General features: G+C 60.7%; 18 protein-coding genes and 1 tRNA gene. 4 read left to right on the forward strand and 15 right to left on the reverse strand.

What is annotated here, in order from left to right:
* Positions 1-8: 8 nt before the first annotated feature.
* The gene (gene stpA, locus ACLM42_RS04770) at positions 9-1,214 is read right to left on the reverse strand and encodes a glucosylglycerol 3-phosphatase (protein WP_415399914.1); all 1,206 of its coding nucleotides are present in this window, start codon (positions 1,212-1,214) and stop codon (positions 9-11) included.
* A gap of 55 nt (positions 1,215-1,269) precedes the next feature.
* On the opposite strand from stpA, the gene ACLM42_RS04775 reads away from it, so the two are divergent.
* Entirely contained in the window at positions 1,270-2,811 is a 1,542-nt protein-coding gene (locus ACLM42_RS04775) for a hypothetical protein (RefSeq protein WP_415399915.1), read from the forward strand.
* Between the two features lie 8 nt (positions 2,812-2,819).
* Here ACLM42_RS04775 and ACLM42_RS04780 read toward each other — a convergent pair whose 3' ends face one another.
* From ACLM42_RS04780 to htpG, 6 genes are all read right to left on the reverse strand, one after another.
* A complete protein-coding gene (locus ACLM42_RS04780) occupies positions 2,820-3,863 on the reverse strand; it encodes an ABC transporter ATP-binding protein (RefSeq protein WP_415399916.1) in 1,044 nt (347 codons plus the stop codon).
* A 39-nt stretch (positions 3,864-3,902) separates the two neighbouring features.
* Positions 3,903-4,694, reverse strand: a complete 792-nt coding sequence (locus ACLM42_RS04785) for a carbohydrate ABC transporter permease (protein WP_415399917.1) — start codon at positions 4,692-4,694, stop codon at positions 3,903-3,905.
* Positions 4,694-5,584, reverse strand: coding sequence for a carbohydrate ABC transporter permease (locus ACLM42_RS04790; protein ID WP_415399918.1), 891 nt, complete (start codon positions 5,582-5,584; stop codon positions 4,694-4,696). The genes ACLM42_RS04785 and ACLM42_RS04790 overlap by 1 nt, the downstream gene beginning before the upstream one ends.
* The gene (locus ACLM42_RS04795; protein WP_415399919.1) at positions 5,585-6,841 is read right to left on the reverse strand and encodes an ABC transporter substrate-binding protein; all 1,257 of its coding nucleotides are present in this window, start codon (positions 6,839-6,841) and stop codon (positions 5,585-5,587) included. It abuts the gene before it with no gap.
* Positions 6,841-8,310 carry a glucosylglycerol-phosphate synthase gene (gene ggpS / locus ACLM42_RS04800; protein ID WP_247911039.1) on the reverse strand — a complete coding sequence of 490 codons (1,470 nt, stop codon included), beginning with the start codon at positions 8,308-8,310 and terminating at the stop codon, positions 6,841-6,843. The genes ACLM42_RS04795 and ggpS overlap by 1 nt, the downstream gene beginning before the upstream one ends.
* Before the next feature lie 181 nt (positions 8,311-8,491).
* On the reverse strand, positions 8,492-10,393 hold the full coding sequence (gene htpG / locus ACLM42_RS04805; RefSeq protein WP_415400127.1) for a molecular chaperone HtpG: 1,902 nt from the start codon (positions 10,391-10,393) through the stop codon (positions 8,492-8,494).
* Between the two features lie 155 nt (positions 10,394-10,548).
* On the opposite strand from htpG, the gene ACLM42_RS04810 reads away from it, so the two are divergent.
* Positions 10,549-11,385 carry a DUF3598 family protein gene (locus ACLM42_RS04810; protein WP_415399920.1) on the forward strand — a complete coding sequence of 279 codons (837 nt, stop codon included), beginning with the start codon at positions 10,549-10,551 and terminating at the stop codon, positions 11,383-11,385.
* Between the two features lie 275 nt (positions 11,386-11,660).
* On the opposite strand, the gene ACLM42_RS04815 is transcribed toward ACLM42_RS04810, so the two are convergent.
* The 5 genes from ACLM42_RS04815 to ACLM42_RS04835 all read right to left on the reverse strand — a co-directional run bounded on the left by ACLM42_RS04815 (position 11,661) and on the right by ACLM42_RS04835 (position 15,016).
* Positions 11,661-11,933 carry a hypothetical protein gene (locus tag ACLM42_RS04815; RefSeq protein WP_415399921.1) on the reverse strand — a complete coding sequence of 91 codons (273 nt, stop codon included), beginning with the start codon at positions 11,931-11,933 and terminating at the stop codon, positions 11,661-11,663.
* A gap of 334 nt (positions 11,934-12,267) precedes the next feature.
* Entirely contained in the window at positions 12,268-12,492 is a 225-nt protein-coding gene (locus tag ACLM42_RS04820; protein ID WP_247911035.1) for an indolepyruvate ferredoxin oxidoreductase subunit alpha, read from the reverse strand.
* A gap of 55 nt (positions 12,493-12,547) precedes the next feature.
* Complete coding sequence (locus tag ACLM42_RS04825; RefSeq protein ID WP_415399922.1) at positions 12,548-13,723, reverse strand: ATP phosphoribosyltransferase regulatory subunit; 1,176 nt, start codon at positions 13,721-13,723, stop codon at positions 12,548-12,550.
* 28 nt (positions 13,724-13,751) lie between these two features.
* Positions 13,752-14,642, reverse strand: coding sequence for an inositol monophosphatase family protein (locus tag ACLM42_RS04830; protein WP_415399923.1), 891 nt, complete (start codon positions 14,640-14,642; stop codon positions 13,752-13,754).
* 8 nt (positions 14,643-14,650) lie between these two features.
* Entirely contained in the window at positions 14,651-15,016 is a 366-nt protein-coding gene (locus ACLM42_RS04835) for a 2Fe-2S iron-sulfur cluster-binding protein (RefSeq protein WP_247911032.1), read from the reverse strand.
* A 118-nt stretch (positions 15,017-15,134) separates the two neighbouring features.
* Here ACLM42_RS04835 and ACLM42_RS04840 point away from each other — a divergent pair.
* Positions 15,135-15,221: transfer RNA gene (locus ACLM42_RS04840), tRNA-Ser, on the forward strand.
* 54 nt (positions 15,222-15,275) lie between these two features.
* Here ACLM42_RS04840 and pstB read toward each other — a convergent pair.
* The 3 genes from pstB to pstC are packed head-to-tail and all read right to left on the reverse strand — an operon-like array spanning position 15,276 to position 17,980.
* Positions 15,276-16,091, reverse strand: a complete 816-nt coding sequence (pstB, locus tag ACLM42_RS04845) for a phosphate ABC transporter ATP-binding protein PstB (protein ID WP_415400128.1) — start codon at positions 16,089-16,091, stop codon at positions 15,276-15,278.
* Positions 16,092-16,141: 50 nt separating this feature from the next.
* Entirely contained in the window at positions 16,142-17,023 is an 882-nt protein-coding gene (gene pstA, locus ACLM42_RS04850; protein WP_415399924.1) for a phosphate ABC transporter permease PstA, read from the reverse strand.
* Positions 17,024-17,026: 3 nt separating this feature from the next.
* Complete coding sequence (pstC, locus tag ACLM42_RS04855) at positions 17,027-17,980, reverse strand: phosphate ABC transporter permease subunit PstC (protein WP_247911030.1); 954 nt, start codon at positions 17,978-17,980, stop codon at positions 17,027-17,029.
* 92 nt (positions 17,981-18,072) lie between these two features.
* Here pstC and dnaK point away from each other — a divergent pair, with 92 nt between their 5' ends.
* Complete coding sequence (gene dnaK / locus ACLM42_RS04860; protein ID WP_415399925.1) at positions 18,073-20,400, forward strand: molecular chaperone DnaK; 2,328 nt, start codon at positions 18,073-18,075, stop codon at positions 20,398-20,400.
* Positions 20,401-20,405: the final 5 nt, after the last annotated feature.

Genomic DNA, 20,405 nt, shown 5'->3' on the forward strand with positions numbered 1-20,405 from the left:
CCACGTCTTTAGAAGACGTTGCTTGCCAGTCCGTTGAACCACTGGACATAGGCCCGCGGTCCCCCTGGCACCAGGACATCCAGCTGTAGGGGATCCTCTGGATCGCTCAGACCTCTGAGCTCTGGATCCTGAAGGCTGGGGCGATCCAATTCGCCCCCACTGCTGTCCACCAGGACCACCCGGTTGGTTCTTCCGAACGCCCGGCCGATTTCTTGCAACAGAGTCAAGAAGCCTCGATCGCTTCCGCCTCGTCTCCAACACTGTTGATTCCCATCCATCAGCCGCTCGGAGGTGATGGTGTCGGCAATGCCGACCAAGGTCGGCATCTCCTCTGGCGCAATGCTCTCTTGTGCCAAGGCGAGCAGGGCCTCGGCCGATCTGGGGGCCGTTCTGACATTGAAGTCAGCCCCCAGGGGGGCGCGGCCGCTTTGCCTAGCGATGTGTTGGTTCAGCAGCACCAAAAGTCCGGCTTCCTTAACGGCTCCGCGGAGCATGAATTGGAAGTCACTGGTGCCGCGATGCTCACGGCTCGCCCATTTGAGCAATTCCTTGCCGTCTTGGCTGCCGAGATTGGGGGCGAGGTGTAGGAAAAAGGAGTCGCCGAGACCCTGCTGCTGCGCTTGCCTCTCGATGGTCTCAAGCAGCTGCAGGCTCAGCTCTTGCAGTTGACGCTGCTGATCGGGCTCCGGGCACAGGCAAGCAAAGAGAACGTTCAGGTTGAGGGTTGGTGAGAGTTCGTTGTCGAGAACAGCTGCTTGGCTCAGCTGCTCGAGCTCCTCTGCTGCGCAGCTGGGGCTGATCTGTTCAATGATTTGACGCACCCCGTTGCCAAGCTGAGCAGTGACGGTCTGCAGAAACTGCAGTTCCGCCTGACTCACCCCTGGATGGCTGATCTGGCCGTGGCCTGTTTGCGATTGGACCCCCCCCGCCGCTAACCCCGGTAGATAGAGCCCCTCGGCGGCGGGATCTCGCCTCGGTCCGAGGGCCTGCTCCACCAGCCGGTTCACCCCGCGGGCACCACTGTGTTCGCCATTGGTCAGGACGCGAAATCGGTCGCCGAATCTCGCTACGGCTTCGATGTACTGAGGCGGAAGGACCCGTGTGAGCGGGTCGCGCACCAGCGGCATGCAAACGCCATCGAGGTCTTGGATGAGCAGGATGTCGCGGTCGGCGCTGATCTCCTCCTGTAGTTCGTTCAGGGAGAGACGCGCCATGGATTCGCCGTCGAGCTGCCCTACACCCTCCCATGGGTCCGCCTGGGCCGTCAGGATGGGTGGAGGCCAAGTTGTGATCTTGCAGAACGGTTTTTTCGAATCCAACCTTGACCCTGAACGGATCCGAAGGCGCCTGATCGCGCTGGAAGAGGGAAAGGTGGGCTTCTACAGCGTTGGGCTGTATCCAGCCTCGTTGGCGTACAACTGCGCGATGCAAACCGATGGCTCTCGGTTGCTCTTGGCTCCTCGTGCTGGTCGTCAGATCCTTGGGGCGTTCAAGGCCGAGGAGCTCTCAGGGATGGACCCGGAGCATCGCGCCACCATGGAGCGCATGGGTACCCATGCCCAGGCGGGTCACCAGGTTCCAAATGACCTCGGTCATTTGATTCAGCACTGCGAGTTGGTGGTGCTCAGCGCCAACAGCAACCACATCGAGGAAGACCTTCAAGAGGCTCTGCGACTGCGGGAGGAGCTGGGTCGTGAGCACGTCGTCTTGGCTTGTCTGGCCGGTTCTTTCACCCACGATCCGATCTCGAATGAGGCCTATGTGTTGTGCCAAAAAGCCCCGAACTTGGGCTTTTTCACGGGGTTTCACCGGCATGGAGCCCTGCGCAATCCGCTCGATAGTTTCACGGCGAATTTCTGTCATCCCAATGCCCTGACGGCACTCCTGGGTGCGCGTCTGCTGGATCGCCTCTCCCCCAACCTCCAGGTCTCCGCTGGGGTGCACAACATTGAAGGGCAATACATCAAGGCCGCCAAAAACATGGCCTCGATTTTTGCGGGATTTGGCTACACCTTTCACAGGGATAACCCTGGGGTTCTGCCCACATTGTTGACCCTGCTGCTCGAGCAGTGCCTGGACCAGGCGGCAACCGTGTCAATGGCTCGCACCGATCGCCAACGCCTCTATCACCGTCAGCCGATTGCATTGACTGAACTGGGCTATGGGGTCCAGCGCATCGAGGCTGCCCTGGTCAGGGATGGCGACATGGAGAAGGTCCGTGACCACACCTTTTCGCAATTGACGGCCATGGTTGCCGATGTGCGCGGCAGCATGATGCTGCCAACCGCCGGCAGTCCGACCCGGAATTTCCAAGCGGGTGCTGTGCTGGCCACTCGCATGCGCGAGTGCGGCCGCTGTCCGGCGAATGTCGAAGAGTTCGAGGCCTGGTGCGATGAGGCAGGTTTATCGAAGGGGGGCCTCGAGGGCCTGCGTTCTTTGCGCTACTGGCCTCAGATCGTTCGTCAGTACGGCATTCCCCTGCATGACGCCTCACTGATCAACTTGCTCTATATGGCCATCTTTGGCCGTCAAAACTCCAAGCAATCCGCCTTCTCTGTGATGACGGAGAGCCGTGAGCTCAGCAACTACTGCCAGGAGTCTGTCCGCCCGACCCACAGCCGGCGCTATGCCGAAGCGCTGCAAAACCTCGACAATCCCGCAGCGGTTGATTTGGTGGTGAGTGCGGTCGTTGCTGACCTTGCGCGTCGATCGGGTAGTGGTGACAGCTTTGTCGACGACGAGTCCGCGACGAGCGATGACATTCCGGCCTACCTACAGGCGATGAACGTGATCGAAACGGTCTGGGATTAAGGCGCTCCTTAGCGGAGTCGCCGACCGCTGGCTTGCTCGAAATGGAGCTCATCCTCCCGTCTCCAGCGCAATTGGAGCGGGCGGTTGCTTTCTTGCGCCAGTTCTGCGCTGCTGCTTTGGGCATCGGAGAGAACCTTCACCCTGGTATCCCGCACTCTCCAGTGGCTGATGACGCGATCCCCAAGCCACTCCAAGTGCTCGCGATGGGCATCCACTGCTGCGTACGTGCTGCTGAGGGGGGTTGAAGCATCGGCGACCTCAAGATGCTCAGGCCTCAGGCCAACCAATTCACCAGGATTGAGCGGTAGGAGGTTGATCGAGGGACTTCCAAGGAAACTGGCGACGAATTGGTTCTGTGGGTTTCGGTAGAGCTCTGCGGGGCTGCCGACCTGTTGCAGCTCCCCTGCCTTCAAGACGGCGATACGGTCCGCTAGCCCCATTGCCTCGTGTTGGTCATGGGTCACGTAGACCACCGGTGCACCGGTGCTGCGCAGAAGACCGCGCAATTCGCCTCGGAGGTCCTCTCTGAGCTGAGCATCTAGGTTGCTCATGGGCTCATCGAGCAAAAACAAGGCGGGTTTACGCAAGAGTGCTCGAGCCAAGGCGACCCGCTGCCGTTGCCCCCCCGAGAGCTCTGCAGGCTTGCGGTCCCTGCAGCTTTCAAGCTGAAGTAGGGCCAGGACCCGTTGTAATTCTCCCTCGATCATTGGTCTGGGGACTCGCCTGAGTTCGAGCCCCAGGCTCAGGTTCTTGGCGACGCTCAGATGGGGGTAAAGGGCGTAGCTCTGGAAGACCATCGCCACATTCCTTTGGGCAGGCGGTAGCGGTGTGATGGTCACTCCAGCCAGTTCAATGTCTCCGCCACTCACGGGATCCAGGCCTGCGATTAAGCGCAGGGTGGTGCTCTTGCCACAACCACTCGGCCCCAGCAATGCCAGAACTTCGCCGGGGGCGACCTCGAGGTTGAGGTTCTGCAGCAGGGTCTGCTGCCCCACCCGGCGGCAAAGCTGGCTCAGAACAAGACCGGAGCGAGCAGGGCTGGAGGAGGTCATCAATGGGCGAAGAGAACGTGGTCGAGCTTTGGTTCAGGGCTATCCCTTAATGGCCCCTTGGGTGAGGCCGCTGATGATCTGACGTTGAAATAGCAACATGATGAGCACCAACGGCACACTGCCCAGCACGGTGGCGGCGGCAAAGGCTCCATAGGGAACAGAGAAGATCGAGGAGCCGGCAATGCGGGCAATGGCTGGGGCCAGGGTGAGTAGGTCGGCCCGACTCAACCAGGTCAGAGCGATCGGATATTCGTTCCAGCAGAAGATGAAGATCAGCAGTGCTGCACTGGAGATGGCTGGGGCCATTAGTGGAAGGAGCACCCAGCGCAGGCGTTGCCAGAGGTTCATGCCCTCAATCAGGGCGGCCTCTTCCAGATCTACGGGGATATCGCGGAAGGCTGCCTGCAGCAGCAGGATCGCCAAGGGCAAGCACAGCCCGGCATAGGGAAGGCTGAGGGCCAGGAGATTGTTCGACAGATGGAAGTCGCGGGCCACCTCCAGAAGCGCCAAGAACAGCAAAACGGCTGGGAATGCCGCTGCAGCAGCCACCAGGACGCTGATGTTGCGAGCACGATGGGCCTGCATACGGCTGAGGGCGTAAGCGCAGGGGATCGCCAGAAGGAGCGTCAAGAGTGTGCTGCTCAACCCGACGATCCCACTGTTGAGGAGATAGGTCAAAAACGGTGGTTCACCGTTGAGGAGCTGCTTGTAGTGATCGAGGGTCCAGCCTCCACTGCCTGAGCCAGTCAGGGCCGCGGTCGGCCGAAAGGAGGTGTAGAGCTGCCAGAGCATCGGGCCCAGGCTCCAGATCAAGAGGGCGAGGCGTGCCACTAAAGGTCACCTCCTGTCATGGCCTCGCGCCCGCTGCTGAACCACCAGAGCCCCGCGAGTCCTGCGCAGAGCACCAAGAGTCCGGCGAAGGCGCCGAGCATGACGGTGGCGCTGTAGCCAAAGTCCAAGAAACGCATCGCATTCAGGTAGGCGTAGAGCGCCAGACTTTCCGTGCTGCCCGCTGGACCTCCTCCCGTCAGCACTTGCACCAAGTCGAACACTCCCAGCGCTTGGGCGAGGCGAAAAACGAGTGCAATGAGTAGATAGGGCGTCAGCAGAGGCACCGTGATCCTCCAGAGGGATTGCCCGGCCGATGCCCCCTCCAACTGCGCAGCCTCGTAGAGATCGCGGGGAATGTTCTGCAGGCCCGCCAGCAGAAGTAAGGCCACAAACGGGGTCGTTTTCCAGGTATCGGCCCAAACCGTGGCGATCCAGGTGATTGATGGGTTGGCCAGAAAGGCCACGGGTGCCATTCCTACCCAGTGCAGAGCTTGATTAATCGGGCCGTATGGATCATTGAAGATCCAGCGCCAGCCCAAGGCCATCACCGTTGTTGGCAGAGCCCAGGGCAAGAGGCTGATCATTCGCAAGCTGCTCTTGCCTCGCAACGGCTGGTTCAGGAGCAAGGCGATCGCCAGCCCTAAGACCATTTCTGTGCTCACCGAGAGACCAGCAAAGCGAAGGGTTTGCCAGGCGTCCTGCCAGAAGCGGCTGTCGTTCCAGAGCCGGACCCACTGGGCGGTCCCCGCAGGAATGGGTTGAAGTTCCGTCAGCACCGTCTGGGTCTGGGTGCTTAACCAGAGGTAGTGACCAATGGGCACCAGGAAGATCAGGCTGAGCAATCCCAGGGCCGGCAGCAGGAGCCAGAACTGTTGGCGCCAGCGGATCATTTACTGCACTCCTCGTGTGGAACGTTCCAGCTGAAGGCTGTTGCGCTGCAGGTTGTCCATGGCCGGCGCCGCTGCGATCTCACCGGTGATCACGGTGTTCACCTCGCGGTAGAGCAGGTCACTGAGTTGGGCATAGATCGGTGTCAGCGGTCTGAGTACGGCATCGGCCAGTGCTGATTGCAATTCCGGCAGGATCGGATTGGCGCGGACCAGTTCTGGGTCGTTGAAGACACTCAGGCGCGTTGGTGTGTAGCCCCAGTTCAAGTTGAGTTGTTTTTGGGCGGCGGTGCTGGTCAAAAACTGCAGTGCCTCGATGGCGGCTTGCTTGTGTTTGGAGCTTGAAAGGACGGAGAACCCCCAGCTGCCCTGGGTTGCGACATGGGGTTCATTCGGGAGGCTGACCATGGTTGTGATTCCGACTTTCCCAGCCAGCGCAGAACCCTCCTTGTTGAGTTCGGCCCAGGCGTAGGGCCAGTTCCGCATCAAAGCGGCATCACCACTTTCAAAGACCTGAAGCGCTTGCGGTTCGGCCATGTTGGCTACGGCAGGAGGCGTAATGCCCTGATCGACGAGTTGGCGTAGCCATTGGCTGGCCGTAATCGCGGCTTCACTGTTGAGGTCCGGTGAGCCATCGCGGAGCCAGCGACCGCCGAAGCCCCGTAGAACCTCCAGATAGGTGCAGCTCAACCCCTCGTATTGACGGCCTTGCCAGACGTAGCCCCAGCGGACTTGCCCCTTTTCTTGAAGAGACCGGCTGATGGCTTCGAGTTCGGCGGGTGTCCTGGGGGGGCTGTCCATCAGGTCGGTGCGCCAGAACAGCAGGCCCATGTCGGCCACGAGGGGGAAGCGCCAGAGGTGGCCGTCAAAGCTGTTGCCCAGTTCCGCTCCAGGGGCGAGATCGACCAGGGCATCGACTCCGAGCCAGGGTTCCAAGGGCTCAAGCCAGCCAGCCCTGGCATATTTCGGTGTCCAGGTGACGTCCATTAGCAGGACGTCGTAGGGACTGTTGCCCAGCAAGAGGCTGCTGATCGCCAGGTCTGAGACTGCTTCTGTCTCTAGAGGTCCACGGGTCACCGTGAGGGCAATCTCTGGGTGCTCGCGATTGAACTCCTCAACGAGTTCAGCCGTGGCATCGGCAAATGGAGCCGGCATCAGGATCGAAACGGGCTCCCGTGCTGGTTTGGCCCAAAGCCCCAGCACCAGCAGCAGGCTGCCCAGCACGCAGGCCAAACCCAGCAGCCAACGGCGCTGGTTCATCACTGCGATTCAATCGCCTCCAGTTGTTCTTTGACCCAATGATCAACGCTGAGTTGATCCACCGATGCCGCCATCGATGCCATTCGTTGCTCCTGATCCTGAAGCGAGAGGCCTAGGGCCTTGTCGATCGCCTCATCCATGCGCCTGTGGGAGTAGGGATTGGTGAGAACGGCTCCCTTCATCACTACGGAGGCACCGGTGAATTCCGAGAGCACCAACGTTCCGCCTCTTCCCTTGCGGGCCGCCGCATATTCCTTGGCTACCAGGTTCAGGCCATCCCGCAACGGCGTGATCCAACAGATGTCCGAAGCAGCAAACCAGGCCACCATCTCCTCGTAGGGAATACGTTGCGTTGTGAGACGAATGGGGACCCAATCGATCTTGCTGAAGCGGCCATTAATCCGGCCAACGGTTTCCTCAATCCCGCGCTGCGTGTCTTCGTAGACCTTCATGCCGGTGTTGGCGGCTACACAGGCCAGGACCAACACCACCTGGCCGTGGATCGCCTCATTGCGCTCCAGCAGTCGCTCATAGGCTCGAAGCAGTTCTTCGTTGCCTTTGGTGTAATCCACTCGGCTAGCGGAGAGGATCAAGGTCCGGCCGCGCTTGGTGTTGGTCTCAATCTCTTGGATTAGCTCCTGGACGGGCTTGGAATCCCTGAGCTCGCGAATCACATCTGGACTGGTGCCGACCGGCGTCGAGACGAGCTTGACGCGATGGCCGTTGTGCTCAAGCCATGGCGTGGCGTCGGGCTGGGCCAAGGCGCTGCCACAGGGCATGAAGTGATCGGCAATCTCCGATTTGGGGCCCTTCTTGACCGGCAACAAGCTGGAGGCCGCCCGGGCGAAATTCTCGGCGTAGCGGGGAATGTGAAAACCCACCGCATCGCAGCAAAGAAGACTCTCGATGATCTCTTCCCTCCACGGCAGGATGCTGAAGACATCGCTGCTTGGGAAAGGTGTGTGGTGAAAAAAGCTGATCTTGACATCCGGTCGTAGGGCCCGAATAAAGCCCGGTGCCAACCAGAGGTTGTAGTCGTGAATCCAGATGGACGCCCCTGGAGCCGCTTCGTTGCAGGCCGCTTCGGCGAACCGCTGGTTGACTTCACTGAAGGTCTGCCAGTCGGCGTTATTGACCTCAAAAAAACTAGGGAAGCTGTGAAGGATTGGCCAGATCGATTCCTTTGAAGTGACGTGATAGAAACTGCCGATTTGCTCCTGGCGGAGCGGAATCCGTCTCAAACGGATTTGGATCGGCTCATCAATCGTCAGGGTTTCGTCTTCAGCAGCGGGATCCTCGTTCTCACGCCAGGCAATCCAGGTGCCGGATGGATGGGAGCGAAACAGGTTTCGCAGCGTCGGAATGATGCCGTTTGGGCTCTTCTGGTCTTGCCACTGCCTGGTGCCGTCCTCGCCGATGACCTCGTCAAATGGAGAGCGGTGATAGACCAGGACGAAAGAGCTAGGCACACGGAATCGGCAGGGAACGCCTGTCCCTAAGGCCGTGCATACCGGTGAAGGCCAGCAAGATCGGCCCTGGGCTGCGCGAGGGAGGTCTCCCTCGGGATGGGATTAGCCAACCCAGACAGGCAATCTCCACCATCCCCCAGAGCCCTGGGGATGTCAAACCCAGGGCCCCTGAACCGTGGCTTTAGAGACCGCGTTCCATCAGCTGGCCCATCAGGTCACAACTGCGTTGCTGGAAACCTGCCAATTCGTTGGGCTCCAGACCACCCACGGCCAAGCGAGCCATCTCATAGAGATGGCGGCTGAGGTTGTCCGCCAGCTCTTGGCTCGGGCTGGAACCTGCGCCTGTGATCACCGATCCTGCCGAGAGCTTGATCAACCCTTCGACCAAACGGTGCTTGCGATTGACCAGCAACACGTGGTGATCAGGCAGACCGGGTAGCCGCTGTTCCATCAAGGCCCCCATATCGTTCATTCGGCGCATTTGCTCTGGAAGCAGAATCAATGCGGCCGGAGCGTTGTCGCCTTTGAGGGCTTGAACCTGGATGGTGACCTTGTCGTTAGAGAGGGCTGCCTTAAAGAGATCCCGCAGCTTCTCTGAGCTGTCTTTGCCCTCCGCGTCGCTGATTTCGCTTTCTTTCTCCTGGAGCGAATCGTCCAGTTCGCTATCGACCCGTTGGAACTTCAGCTCCTCATGGCGGTACTCCAGCCAGGGAATGAATTGGGTATCAATAAAGGTGTCAGCCAAGAGCACCTCTGCACCCTGGCTTTTCCACAGGGCGAGAGCCCCGGCCTGGCCTGCCTCGTCGGTGCAGTAGAGGATTCGCTTGTCGTTGTCGCTGCCAAGGCGTGAGCGATAGCCGCCCAGGGTGGTGAAAGCCTTGCCTGCTTCAGCGGCGATCGGATCTGCGTTGTCTCCCTCGGCCGCTGCAGCTGTGGTGCCAAACAGCACCAGCTCGGCCACCTGGTCGGCGAACTTCTCGTCTTCCATGGCGCCGATCTTGATGAAGGGAGCCAGCGATTCCCAGATCTCGGCGTAGCGCTTGGGTTCGTCTCTGTGAAGTTCCTTCAGCCGGTCACCCACCTTCTTGGCGACGAAGTTGCCTATGGAGCGGACCCGTCGATCCGTCTGCAGGGCTGAGCGGCTGACGTTCAGCGGAATATCGGGTGAGTCGATCACGCCCCGCAGGGGCAGCAGGTAGCGGGGCACAACCTCCTTGATCGAGTCGCTGACGAACACCTGGTTGCAATAGAGCTTGATTTCACCCTTCTCCCAGTCCGCACGGCCCGTGGATTTCGGGAAATAGAGGATTCCCTGCAGGTTGTAGGGGTAGTCGGTGTTGAGGTGAACCCAGAGCAGTGGGTCACCCTGGAATGGATAGAGGTAGCGGTAAAGCTCGATGTAGTCCTGATCGCTGAGCTCGCGGGGGCTCTTGCGCCAGGGGGCTTCCCTTTTGTTGACGGTCTCGCCTTCCAGCTGGACCTCCACCGGCATGAAGTCGCAGTAGGTGGTGATCAGGGTCCGGATTCGTGCCGGCTCGATGTATTCCTCCTCTTCCTCCATCAGATGGAGGATGACGTCGGTGCCGGGCTCCGAGCGTTCGGCGGCCTCCAGGCTGAAGTTGGGGGAGCCATCACAGCTCCAACGAACGGCCTCGGCATCGCCGCGAGCGGAGCGTGTCACCAGCTCCACCTGTTTGGCGACCATGAAGCTGGAGTAAAAGCCCAGGCCGAAGTGGCCAATGATGGCGTCGGACTCTTGCTTGTATTTCTCGAGGAAGTCCTCGGCGCTGGAGAAGGCGACTTGGTTGATGTAGCGCTTCACCTCATCGGCGGTCATGCCGATCCCGTTATCGGAAATGGTCAGCGTCTTGGCTTCGCGGTCGATCCGGATGCTGATTGTCCCCTCGGGCCCTTCACTGCAATCACCAGCCATCGAGGCCATACGGCGCTTGCTGATGGCATCGACGCCATTGCTCACAAGCTCCCGGAGGAACACTTCGTGGCCGCTGTAGACGGCCTTTTTGATGATCGGAAAGATGTTCTCGGTGTGGATCTGAATTTGACCCTGTTCCGCCTGAAGCACCACGGCTCTGATCACAACGTGTTGTCCAGAATCCCTCTAGCTAGGGGCTCACGCCAAGGGGGAACGGTGGGCAGGAAACCGACCCCCAGAAGCTCCACCCCTCGCAGCGACAGACCGCAAGCCTTAGTTTCCGCAGCCCAACCTCAGGCGATTCCATGGCCAGCCAGTGGGCCAACTTTCTGCTCAACCTTGGTGAGTGGCGCGGCAGCTTCTGTGGCTTCGCCCCCGATGGCTCCATCGCCGACACCACCCCCTCGATCTTGAGCCTGGAGGCCGGGGACAGCGAGCGTCTGGTCCACTTCAGGCTGCGTCGTTACGGGCCAGATGGTCTCGACGGTGAGCCCATCCATGAGATGGCGCAGGACTACCGCAACCTCGGTAAGCAAGTTGTGTTTTTTGCCAATGGGACCTTCTGCAAGGGGTCAATGCAGGTTTCTCCTTGCGCTGAGTTCGGTGGCGAATTCGGCTTTGTTGATCAGGACCGTCGCCACCGCATGGTGCAACTGCACGGCACGGACGGGACCTTTAGCAAGCTGGTCTTGATCCGCGAATTCCGCAATGGGGGAGCTGGAGAAGAGCAACCTCCCGCCAGCCTCGATCGGCTGAGCGGTCAATGGAGCGGTGAGGCCTCCACCATCAATGCGGAATGGCTTGAACCCACCATTGAGCAGGCCTCCTTTCAGATCTGTAGGGACGGCGAACAGGGGTTTTCCTGGTTGACGCAGATCGGCAACCAGGTTTCTGAGCGCAGGGGAGTACTGGAGAGCACGCGCTTTGGCCGCACTTTCGGTGCTCAAGAGCAATGTCTTCAGCTTTTGCCGGATGGAGGTTTCAACCTGCGGCCTGTGCGGGTCAACCACCGTGCTGCCTTCCAGATGGAGGCGGGCTGGATGCCGTCTCCAGGCAGGATGCAGCGCTTGATTCGTCGCTACGACGCTTCTGGAGCTTGGGTATCAGCGACCCAAATCCTGGCCACCTGCTCAGAGGGCTGAGGACGCCGCGGAGGGCTGGGCTGCACTGCGATCCAGAGCAAGGTGATCAGTGGTACGACGAAGCCACTGATCACTAGAACCGCCGCGAGCTGACTGCCCCTGACATAGGGCTGCTGAATCAGAGGATCACCGCAGTAACCGCAGTGGGGAGCTCCGCTGGAACCTTGGATGGCCCGGGTCGGCCGAGGAGCGCAGTAGGGGCAGTGGTACTCCCCTGGCTTTGTCCTGCTCACCCTTTTCGCCACCGTGTTCGCATTGCTGACGCTGCTCGTGCCCTACCCCGCGGCTTGGCTTCTCCAAGTGCAAAACAGGGGTTCCGGCGACCGCAGCGTGCGCCAGTCCCCGGATGCGGTTGCCACTTCAACGCCGACGGGGTGTTCAACGGGATTGATGCTGCTGTTCTGCAACCAGCCGATGGCATCGTCGAGGGCTGATTCCAAGCTGGGGTATAGGGCGTCTAGTTGGCGATGGGGTTCGCAGAGTCCATCGACCAGGCGGTAGAGCTTCTGCTTCAGGACCTGGGGTTGGTTCAAATTTCGCCAATTCATATTTCTCTCCCCGAAGGAAATTCCACTTTGGGGAGGGTTTGAGGGAGTGGATCAACTCCTCACACTGTCTTAACCAACGGAACTGGCTTGATCCAGGTCGCTGAGGTTGACGGTGAATGTTGAGGTATGGGCTTGAACAAGGGGCCAAGGCCGCACCCAGGCGGAGCCGCTCGCCTCATCCAAATTGACCAGCTGCAAGACACAGTCTGGGTTCTGACTGAGTGTGACCAGAGCGCCTGGTTGAAAAGACACGGCTGAATCACCGCAGATCTCTCCACTCAAGCGCAACGACGGGCGCAATGCCAAAGAAATTCTTAAGCCCTGACCAATGGGTTCAGCTGGCCCGCTGGAGTTCAGGCTTTTCTTCGGGAATGATCGCTCCTGCCACTGGGCAAACCTGCAGGCAGATCCCGCAGTCAATGCAGGTGTCGAAATCGATCCAATAAAACTCCGTTCCTTTGGCATTGGCCCCGCTCCCGGGGTTGATGCAGGCCACGGGGCAGGCATCAACGCAATCGGCCACGCCTTCGCAGACGTCGGTGACGATTGTGTGGGCCATCAGCAGTGCCTTAACGGAGCTGGGATCCTAAGGACCCCATGGTCCAGGCGCTGCTCTAGCCGATCCAGATCACCTCTCGACAGCCGCGGGCTTCTGCTTGCGTTCTCGCATCCGCCTCTGAGGGGCAGGGCTGATGCAACAGCAAACAGGCTTGCCCCTGTTGGTGCTGTGCGGACTGGGCCGCCAGGGCGGCCGGCAGATGAGTGGCGTCCTTAAAACTGACCAACGTCACGTTGGGACGTTTGGGGGCTGTCTTCTCGGTGCCGAGCAACGTTTGGATGGCTTCTAGATCGAAGCTGAAGCCCAGCCCTGAGGCTTCGCCGCCAAAGCGTTCCACCAGGGCGTCGTAGCGACCGCCACTGGCGATTTCCACTGGTGCGTCCACGCCCTGGCAGACCAACTTCAAAACAAGGCCGTCGTAGAGATCAAAGTGCGGCTGGAAGGTGGGGTCGAGCTGCAGTTCCACATGCCCCTGAGCTGCTGCCGGTGCCACGACTTTGAGGCAGTCCGCGAGTTCGTCGAGATGGCGAGACGGGCCAAGCAACGTCTCCAGTTGCGCCAGCACCATCTGGGGTGCCCCACGCAACCGCATCAATTGCTCGAGTGACTGGCGTTGCTCGTTCGGGAGCTCAAGGCTGGCCAGGGCCAGGGGATCAAAGCTCACGAGGGCTTTGCGCACGGCAGTGCGCTGCGCAGCTGGGACTTGGTCGAGCAGGGCCGAGAGCACACCGTGATGGCCCAGCAGCAACTTCGGGCGCTGTTGGGCGCCGATGCCGACCTTCTCGATGCAGGCCAGCAACAGGCGCAGGAGCTCGGCATCGGCGACGCTCGCGCTGCCGTTGGCTAGAGCGAAGAGTTCGACACCGCTCTGCAGTTGCTCTTCGAGGCGTTGCTGACCGGTATCACTCTGGACGCTGCGGAAGACCCTGCCGCAACTCCAAAGACGCAGTGGCCGGGGAAGTTGCGCCATCCGTGTGCAGGCGGCCCGGGCAATGGAGGCCGTCATCTCTGGGCGCAGACCCAGGGGGTCATCACTGGCGAGACGAACCAATTCGCGGTCGTTGATCCGTCCGCCGGCCTCCAGGGTTTCTAGGCGTTCGACGCTGGGAGGACTGACTTCGACGTAGCCCCAGAGGCGATAGACCTGGCCGAGTTGCTCCGACAGCCAACGGTTGCCATCCACCTCGCGGGGATTCAGATCCCTGGTTCCGGCCGCCGGTTGAAGAGCCATCGCAAGGCCAGGTCGAAGTGGGGCGATCCTATGGACTGGGCTGATCCAGCTCCGGGGCGCCGAAACTTGCCCCCGTCAGCGGCCTGCAGTTCCCCAGGCCCTCGATCAAGGCCTGCTCCAGCCCAGGTGTGCAAGCGATTAACCGACCAGTCGCGAGCTGCGCCGGGGATCCGTCGTAGGAACAGACCACGCCACCGGCCTGCTCCACCAGGGCCATGCCAGCGGCCAGATCCCACGGCGAGAGCCCCCGCTCCCAATAGCCGTCCAGGAGTCCCTGGGCTACGAATGCAAGGTCCACAGCAGCAGCGCCGCCTCGACGCACGCCCCGCGTGCGATGGGTGAAATACGCGAATTCGGCGTAGTTGTTGTCCAAGCGGTTGTGCCGGTCGTAGGCAAACCCAGTCACCAGGAGGGAATCTCCGAGGTTGTTGCAGCCGCTGACAGTAATGGCGGCATCGTTGCACCAAGCACCCAGCCCTGGCGCGGCCCAATAGAGCCGATCGAGTGCTGGAACGGCCAGGGCACCCAGGAGGGGCTGCCCGCGCCAGGTCAAGCCAATGGAGGTTCCAAAAAACGGATAGCCATGTGCATAGTTCGTCGTCCCATCGAGGGGATCGACACACCACTGCAAGTCGCTCCCTTGGCCTTCCTTGCGGCCGCTCTCCTCTGCAAGGACCCCTAACTCAGGTGTCTCCTCGCTCAGGACCTGCAGGACGGCCTGTTCAGCGGCCACATCGGCCTCGGTGACGAGGTCACCGGCGCGGCCCTTTTCGCGGATGCGCTCCAGTCGCCCGAACAGGGCCTTGAGTTGAGTGGCACCAGCCGTCGCGGCTTGACGGGCAATGCCACTGAACCGCTCCAGATCAGCGTGGCTTAAGCCGGAGTGCTGGGCGGCCTGGTCGGTGAGACGTGGGTTCATTCCGGGGCTTACTCCTCATCCAACGGCAGGCCTGCGCGCACCTTGCCACGACCGAAGTGGCGGCCGAACTGCAGCTCATACACCTCGTCCTCGTCCTGGGTCTCTACTTCCAGAGGACCGGTGGCCCGAGCGACGCAGAGCAGCCCATAGCCGCGGCTTCGGATCTCCTTGGAGAGGCCAAGGGCTTCGCGCTGGTCGATCTCTCCATCGAGGACGCGAACGGCGCAGGCGGTGCAGCAGCCATTGCGGCAGCTGAAGGGCAGGGGCTCCCCCTGTTGTTCAAAGCTCTTGAGGATGTACTCGCCTTCGGGCACGTTCAACTGGATCGTGCGGTTCTCTTGGCGCCAATGAACCGTGATCGGGTGACTGTGCATGGAGCAGCAATCCAATGGGGGAGCAGTGACTGCTACATTCTCGTCGTTGCCCCCGCGCAGCCGCGACGCCCACTGATCCCTTCAAGGTTCAGAGGCGGAGCTGCGAAAAGCCCCTCACGGAGAGGTGGCCGAGTGGTCGAAGGCGCAGCACTGGAAATGCTGTATAGGGGCAACTCTATCGAGGGTTCGAATCCCTCCCTCTCCGTTTGAAAAGCCGCTCTTTGAGCGGTTTTTTTGTGGGAACTTTTGGCCGGACGAATTAACCGAAGCGACCCGTCACATAGTCCTGGGTGGCCTGCTCTTTGGGGGCGTTGAAAATCTGTTCCGTTTCAGCAAATTCGACCAGCGATCCAACCTTGCTCTCGCGGTCGCTGCGTTGACTGACGTTGAAGAAACCGGTGTAATCGCTCACCCGGACGGCCTGCTGCATGTTGTGCGTGACGATCACAATTGTGTAATTCTTCTTGAGCTCATGCATCATCTCCTCGATTTTTAATGTCGAGATTGGATCGAGCGCAGAGCAAGGCTCATCCATCAAGATCACTTCAGGCTCGATCGCAATGGTCCGAGCAATGCAGAGCCGCTGCTGTTGACCGCCGGAGAGGGCATAACCGCTCTCTTTAAGCTTGTCCTTGGTTTCATCCCAAAGGGCTGCTTTCCGCAGGGAGCGCTCCACGAGCTCATCCATGTCGCCTTTGTAGCCATTGACCCGAGCGCCAAAGGCAATGTTTTCGTAAATACTTTTGGGGAACGGGTTGGGTTTCTGAAACACCATTCCAATGCGTCGGCGGACTTCGACCGGGTCGACGTGCCGGGCGTACAGATCCTGTTCATCAAAGATCACCCGACCCTTAATCGAACAGCCGTCGATCAGATCGTTCATGCGATTCAAGGCCCGAAGCACGGTGCTCTTGCCGCAACCCGAGGGGCCGATGAAGGCCGTGACTTGACCGCGAGGAATATCCATGTAGACGCCCCGTACTGCTTCCTTGCTGCCGTAGCTAATCGAGACGTCCTGAAGGGACAGGCAAACCCCGTTTCTGCTGGATGAGGAGCTGGCCTGGGGAGAGGAGATCACGATCGAGTCGTTCGGGCTTGGGTGAGAAAGCGGGCGCAGGGAGGAGATCAGGCGCGGGAGAGGCGGCCGATCCATCGGGCCAAGAGATTGGCCAGCAGGATCATCATCACCAAGACAAAGGACGCCGCCCAGGCCAGGGAGATCTGGGCCTCGTAGGGCATGATCGCGTAGTTGTAGATCAGCACTGACATTGAGGCGATGGGGTTGAGAACCCCATCAGCCCAGAACGGTGAAAACAGTGCGGTAAAGATCAGCGGTGCGGTCTCACCCGCCGCCCTAGCAATCCCCAAAACCACACCGGTGGCGATCGGTGCGAAGGCGGCTGGCAGGGTCACGCGCGTAATTGTGACCACTTTGGAAGCCCCGACACCCATGGCCCCCCAACGCAGTTCCTGGGGCACCAGCTTGAGGCCTTCATCCGTGGTCTTGATGACCGTGGGGATCATCAGAACAGCAAGGGCCATGCCACCGGCAATCGCGCTGTAGCTGTGACCAGCAATCGCTCGGGTGCTGACGATCAGGCCATAAATAAAGACACCACAGATAATCGACGGCACACCCGAGAGCACGTTGGTGCCGAAGCGCACGAACTGAGCAAAGCCACCCGAGCGGGAGTACTCCGCCAGATAGATGCCACCGCCCACACCGATGGGAATGGCAATTGAGCTGGCGAGAACAGTGATCAGCAAGGTCCCAACGATGGCGTTGCCAATGCCGCCACCATCGAGGCCAGGCGGTGGCGGCAACTCAGTGAGGAGCTGCCAGTTGATCAGTGCTCCGCCCTTAATCAGCACATAGACCAGGACCAACACCAGCGGCAGCACGGCAAGTCCCGTGAACAGGGCAGCGATCGAGGTGAAGACCCGGTTCCAGATGTTCCTCGAGAGGCTGTTGCGGTAGCGGAGAGAGCCGCGCTTCGAAAGGGTCATGGCTCAGTACTTCAGGCTCAGTCGCTTCACGACTTGCTGGGCCAAAAGGTTCACCAGCAGGGTCATCAGCATCAGCACCAGTGCCGCGTACATGAGTGCTGAGACCTGGATGCCATCGGCTTCACCGAATTGGTTGGCCAACATTGACGAAATCGTGTTCGCTGGAGCCAGCAGGCTGAAGCTGAAATTGTTGGAGTTGCCGATGATCATGGTGACGGCCATGGTTTCGCCCATGGCACGACCCAGCGCCAACATCACCCCGCCGGTGATTCCAGAGATTGCGGCGGGAAGCATGACCTGAAGGATGGCCCCCCAGCGGGTGGTTCCAATCCCATAGGCCGCCTGCCTCAGCCCATCAGGCACCTGTCTCAAAGCGTCCCGTGAGATCGCCGTGATGATCGGCAAAATCATCACAACCAAGATCAAGGAGGCCGGGGCCATCCCGGGGCCCTGAGGTTCTGTCGAGAACAGGGGAATCCAGCCCAGATAGCGATGGAGGTCCGACAGGAAGGGGCGCAGAAATGGCTCCATCACAACGATGGCCCACAGTCCCAGGACCACGGAGGGAATGGCTGCGAGCAGCTCCACCATCACGCCCAACACTTCCCTGATGCCCTTGGGGATGATGTTCTCGGTCAGAAAGATTGCCGTGCCAACGCCGAGGGGCACAGCGATCAGAAGAGCCACCCCTGAGCTCACCAATGTGCCGTAAATCGCGGTGAAGGCGCCGTAGTGCTCGCTGATCGGATCCCAGTCCGACGTGGTAATGAAGGACAGACCGAAGGTCTGGATTGCCTCCCAAGCACCGGTGAAGACCGTCAGCAGGATGGCGAAGACCAACAGGCCAACGGCCCCTGCCAGGGCAACGGCAAGTTGCTGAAAACCACGGTCGGCAGCCCGTTCGGTGGCCGACCGACGCCGCAAGGCGAAGAGCTCAAGGCGCGGACTCCTGGCCATGGGGTTCTTAACCTCCTAGGAATCTATCCCTCTGCCCCATTGCCGTTAGCTTTGGGGCACGACGTGGATGGCCCCAGGGCGCAGGAACGCAGTTGGCACGGATCGTTGGAATCGACCTGGGAACCACCAACTCCGTGGTTGCGGTGCTGGAGGGTGGACGGCCGCAGGTCATTGCGAGCGCGGAGGGCGGTCGCACGACCCCTTCAGTGGTCGGCTTCAGCAAAGACCACGAACTCCTTGTCGGTCAGCTGGCCCGTCGCCAGCTGGTCCTGAACCCACGGAATACCTTCGCGAATCTCAAACGTTTTGTTGGCCGCCAGTGGGATGAGCTCGATGACGGCAGTCTGGCCGTTCCCTACACCGTGCGCGCCAACGACCAGGGCAATGTGCGCGTGGTCTGTCCAGCTACGGAGCGGGAGTACGCCCCTGAGGAACTGGTAGCGAGCGTGTTGCGCAAGCTGGTGGATGACGCCAGTACCTACCTCGGTGAGCCCGTGGAGGCCGCGGTCATCACGGTTCCGGCTTACTTCAATGACGCCCAGCGTCAGGCCACCCGTGATGCCGGCCGCCTGGCCGGGATTGCGGTGGAACGGATCCTGAACGAACCCACCGCAGCAGCCCTGGCCTACGGATTCGACCGAAGCACCGTGAAGCGCGTGCTGGTCTTTGACCTTGGCGGTGGCACGTTCGATGTCTCGATCCTTCGGATCGCCCAGGGGGTTTTTGATGTCAAAGCCACCAGCGGTGATACCCAACTGGGTGGCAACGACTGGGATCGCAGAATCGTGGATTGGTTGGCTGATGCCTTCCAAAAAGAGCATGAGATCGACCTGCGGCGGGATCGTCAGGCCCTGCAGCGCCTGACTGAGGCGGCCGAGAAGGCCAAGATCGAACTCAGTGGTGTTCAGAGCACTCCTATTTCCTTGCCCTTCATCGCCACGGGCAAGGACGGACCGCTCCATATCGAGACGACTCTCGAGCGCAGCACCTTTGAAGGGCTCTGTCCGGACCTGCTCGATCGTCTGCTTCGCCCGGTGCAACGGGCTCTGCGCGACTCCGGATTTGCCGCTGAGGACATCGACGATGTGGTCCTGGTGGGTGGCTCGACCCGGATGCCGATGGTCCAGCAGATGGTTCGCACCTTGATTCCTCTGGAACCCTGCCAGTCCGTCAATCCCGATGAGGTCGTTTCGATTGGCGCCGCTGTCCAAGCCGGAATCCTGACCGGCGAACTGCGGGATCTGATGCTCAATGACGTGACCCCGCTCTCCTTGGGATTGGAGACCATCGGCGGGGTGATGAAGGTTCTGATTCCTCGCAACACCTCGATACCGGTGCGGAAGAGCGATCTCTTCAGCACGTCTGAAGCCAACCAAAGTTCTGTTGAAATTCACGTGCTCCAAGGGGAGCGTCAGATGGCCGATGGCAACAAGAGCCTTGGCCGCTTCAAGCTCTCGGGCATCCCCCCTGCACCCCGGGGCGTCCCCCAAGTCCAGGTTTCCTTTGACATTGACGCCAACGGACTCCTCCAGGTGTCGGCCACAGACCGCACGACGGGTCGGCAGCAGAGCGTCAGCATCCAGGGCGGATCCAACCTCAGTGAAGAGGAGATCAAGACCCTGATTGCGGAGGCCGAAGAAAAGGCCAGCGAGGACCGTCGCAAGCGGGCGGAGATCGATCGACGCAACCGCGCCCAAACCTTGGTGGGTCAGGCCGAGCGTCGGCTGCGGGATGCGGCCCTGGAATTGGGTCCCTACGGCGCGGAGCGCCAGCAACGCGCCGTTGAGATCGCCATGCGCGATGTGCAGGAGATGTTGGCCGATGGAGATCTCAGCGAACTCGACATCAGCGTCAGTCAGCTGCAAGAGGCCATCTATGGCTTGAACCGGCGTCTGGCCAGCGAGCGCAAGCAGGACTCCAATCCGATCCAGGGAATCAAAAACACCTTGGGCTCGCTCAAGGATGAACTCTTTGCTGAAGACGATTGGGATGACTGGGATCGCCCGGGCCGCTCCCGCGACCCCTGGAGTGAACCGCGTCTCGGTGGTGGCTGGCAGGAGGACCGCTGGGATCGCCCGAGCCTGGACCGCTTTGATGCCCCGCGTCCGAGTTGGGATCGGCCGATTGAGGCCCCACCCCGCTGGGATCAATCGCCTCAACCCCGCAACCAGCCCTGGGACGAGCCCGCTGATCGCTACGGCCGAACCGAACGGGAATTCGAGCCAGCCCCCCGCTACGGGGAGTTCGATCGCTACCCCGATCGCGATGACGCCCGCTACGACGATCGCTATGAGGAAGGGGTGGATCAGCCCCGCGAAGCCCGCGTTGTCGAGCGGGATAATGCCCCCCGTCCCAGAACGGCGACACCGGCCACACCTGATCACGGCTCCTATGAAGGAGATCCCTGGGCTGAGGACTGACGGAG

This window comes from Synechococcus sp. W4D4 (assembly GCF_047716805.1).
Lineage (GTDB): Bacteria > Cyanobacteriota > Cyanobacteriia > PCC-6307 > Cyanobiaceae > Vulcanococcus.

Excerpts from the sequence above, each read along its gene's own strand:
- stpA (WP_415399914.1), bottom strand. The coding sequence starts at position 1,214 with ATGGCGCGTCTCTCCCTGAACGAACTACAGGAGGAGATCAGCGCCGAC.
- ACLM42_RS04775 (WP_415399915.1), top strand. The coding sequence starts at position 1,270 with ATGGGTGGAGGCCAAGTTGTGATCTTGCAGAACGGTTTTTTCGAATCC.
- ACLM42_RS04795 (WP_415399919.1), bottom strand. The coding sequence starts at position 6,841 with ATGAACCAGCGCCGTTGGCTGCTGGGTTTGGCCTGCGTGCTGGGCAGC.
- ACLM42_RS04780 (WP_415399916.1), bottom strand. The coding sequence starts at position 3,863 with ATGACCTCCTCCAGCCCTGCTCGCTCCGGTCTTGTTCTGAGCCAGCTT.
- pstA (WP_415399924.1), bottom strand. The coding sequence starts at position 17,023 with ATGACCCTTTCGAAGCGCGGCTCTCTCCGCTACCGCAACAGCCTCTCG.
- ACLM42_RS04815 (WP_415399921.1), bottom strand. The coding sequence starts at position 11,933 with ATGAATTGGCGAAATTTGAACCAACCCCAGGTCCTGAAGCAGAAGCTC.
- ACLM42_RS04820 (WP_247911035.1), bottom strand. The coding sequence starts at position 12,492 with ATGGCCCACACAATCGTCACCGACGTCTGCGAAGGCGTGGCCGATTGC.
- ACLM42_RS04810 (WP_415399920.1), top strand. The coding sequence starts at position 10,549 with ATGGCCAGCCAGTGGGCCAACTTTCTGCTCAACCTTGGTGAGTGGCGC.
- ACLM42_RS04830 (WP_415399923.1), bottom strand. The coding sequence starts at position 14,642 with ATGAACCCACGTCTCACCGACCAGGCCGCCCAGCACTCCGGCTTAAGC.
- ACLM42_RS04790 (WP_415399918.1), bottom strand. The coding sequence starts at position 5,584 with ATGATCCGCTGGCGCCAACAGTTCTGGCTCCTGCTGCCGGCCCTGGGA.
- pstC (WP_247911030.1), bottom strand. The coding sequence starts at position 17,980 with ATGGCCAGGAGTCCGCGCCTTGAGCTCTTCGCCTTGCGGCGTCGGTCG.
- ACLM42_RS04835 (WP_247911032.1), bottom strand. The coding sequence starts at position 15,016 with ATGCACAGTCACCCGATCACGGTTCATTGGCGCCAAGAGAACCGCACG.
- ACLM42_RS04825 (WP_415399922.1), bottom strand. The coding sequence starts at position 13,723 with ATGGCTCTTCAACCGGCGGCCGGAACCAGGGATCTGAATCCCCGCGAG.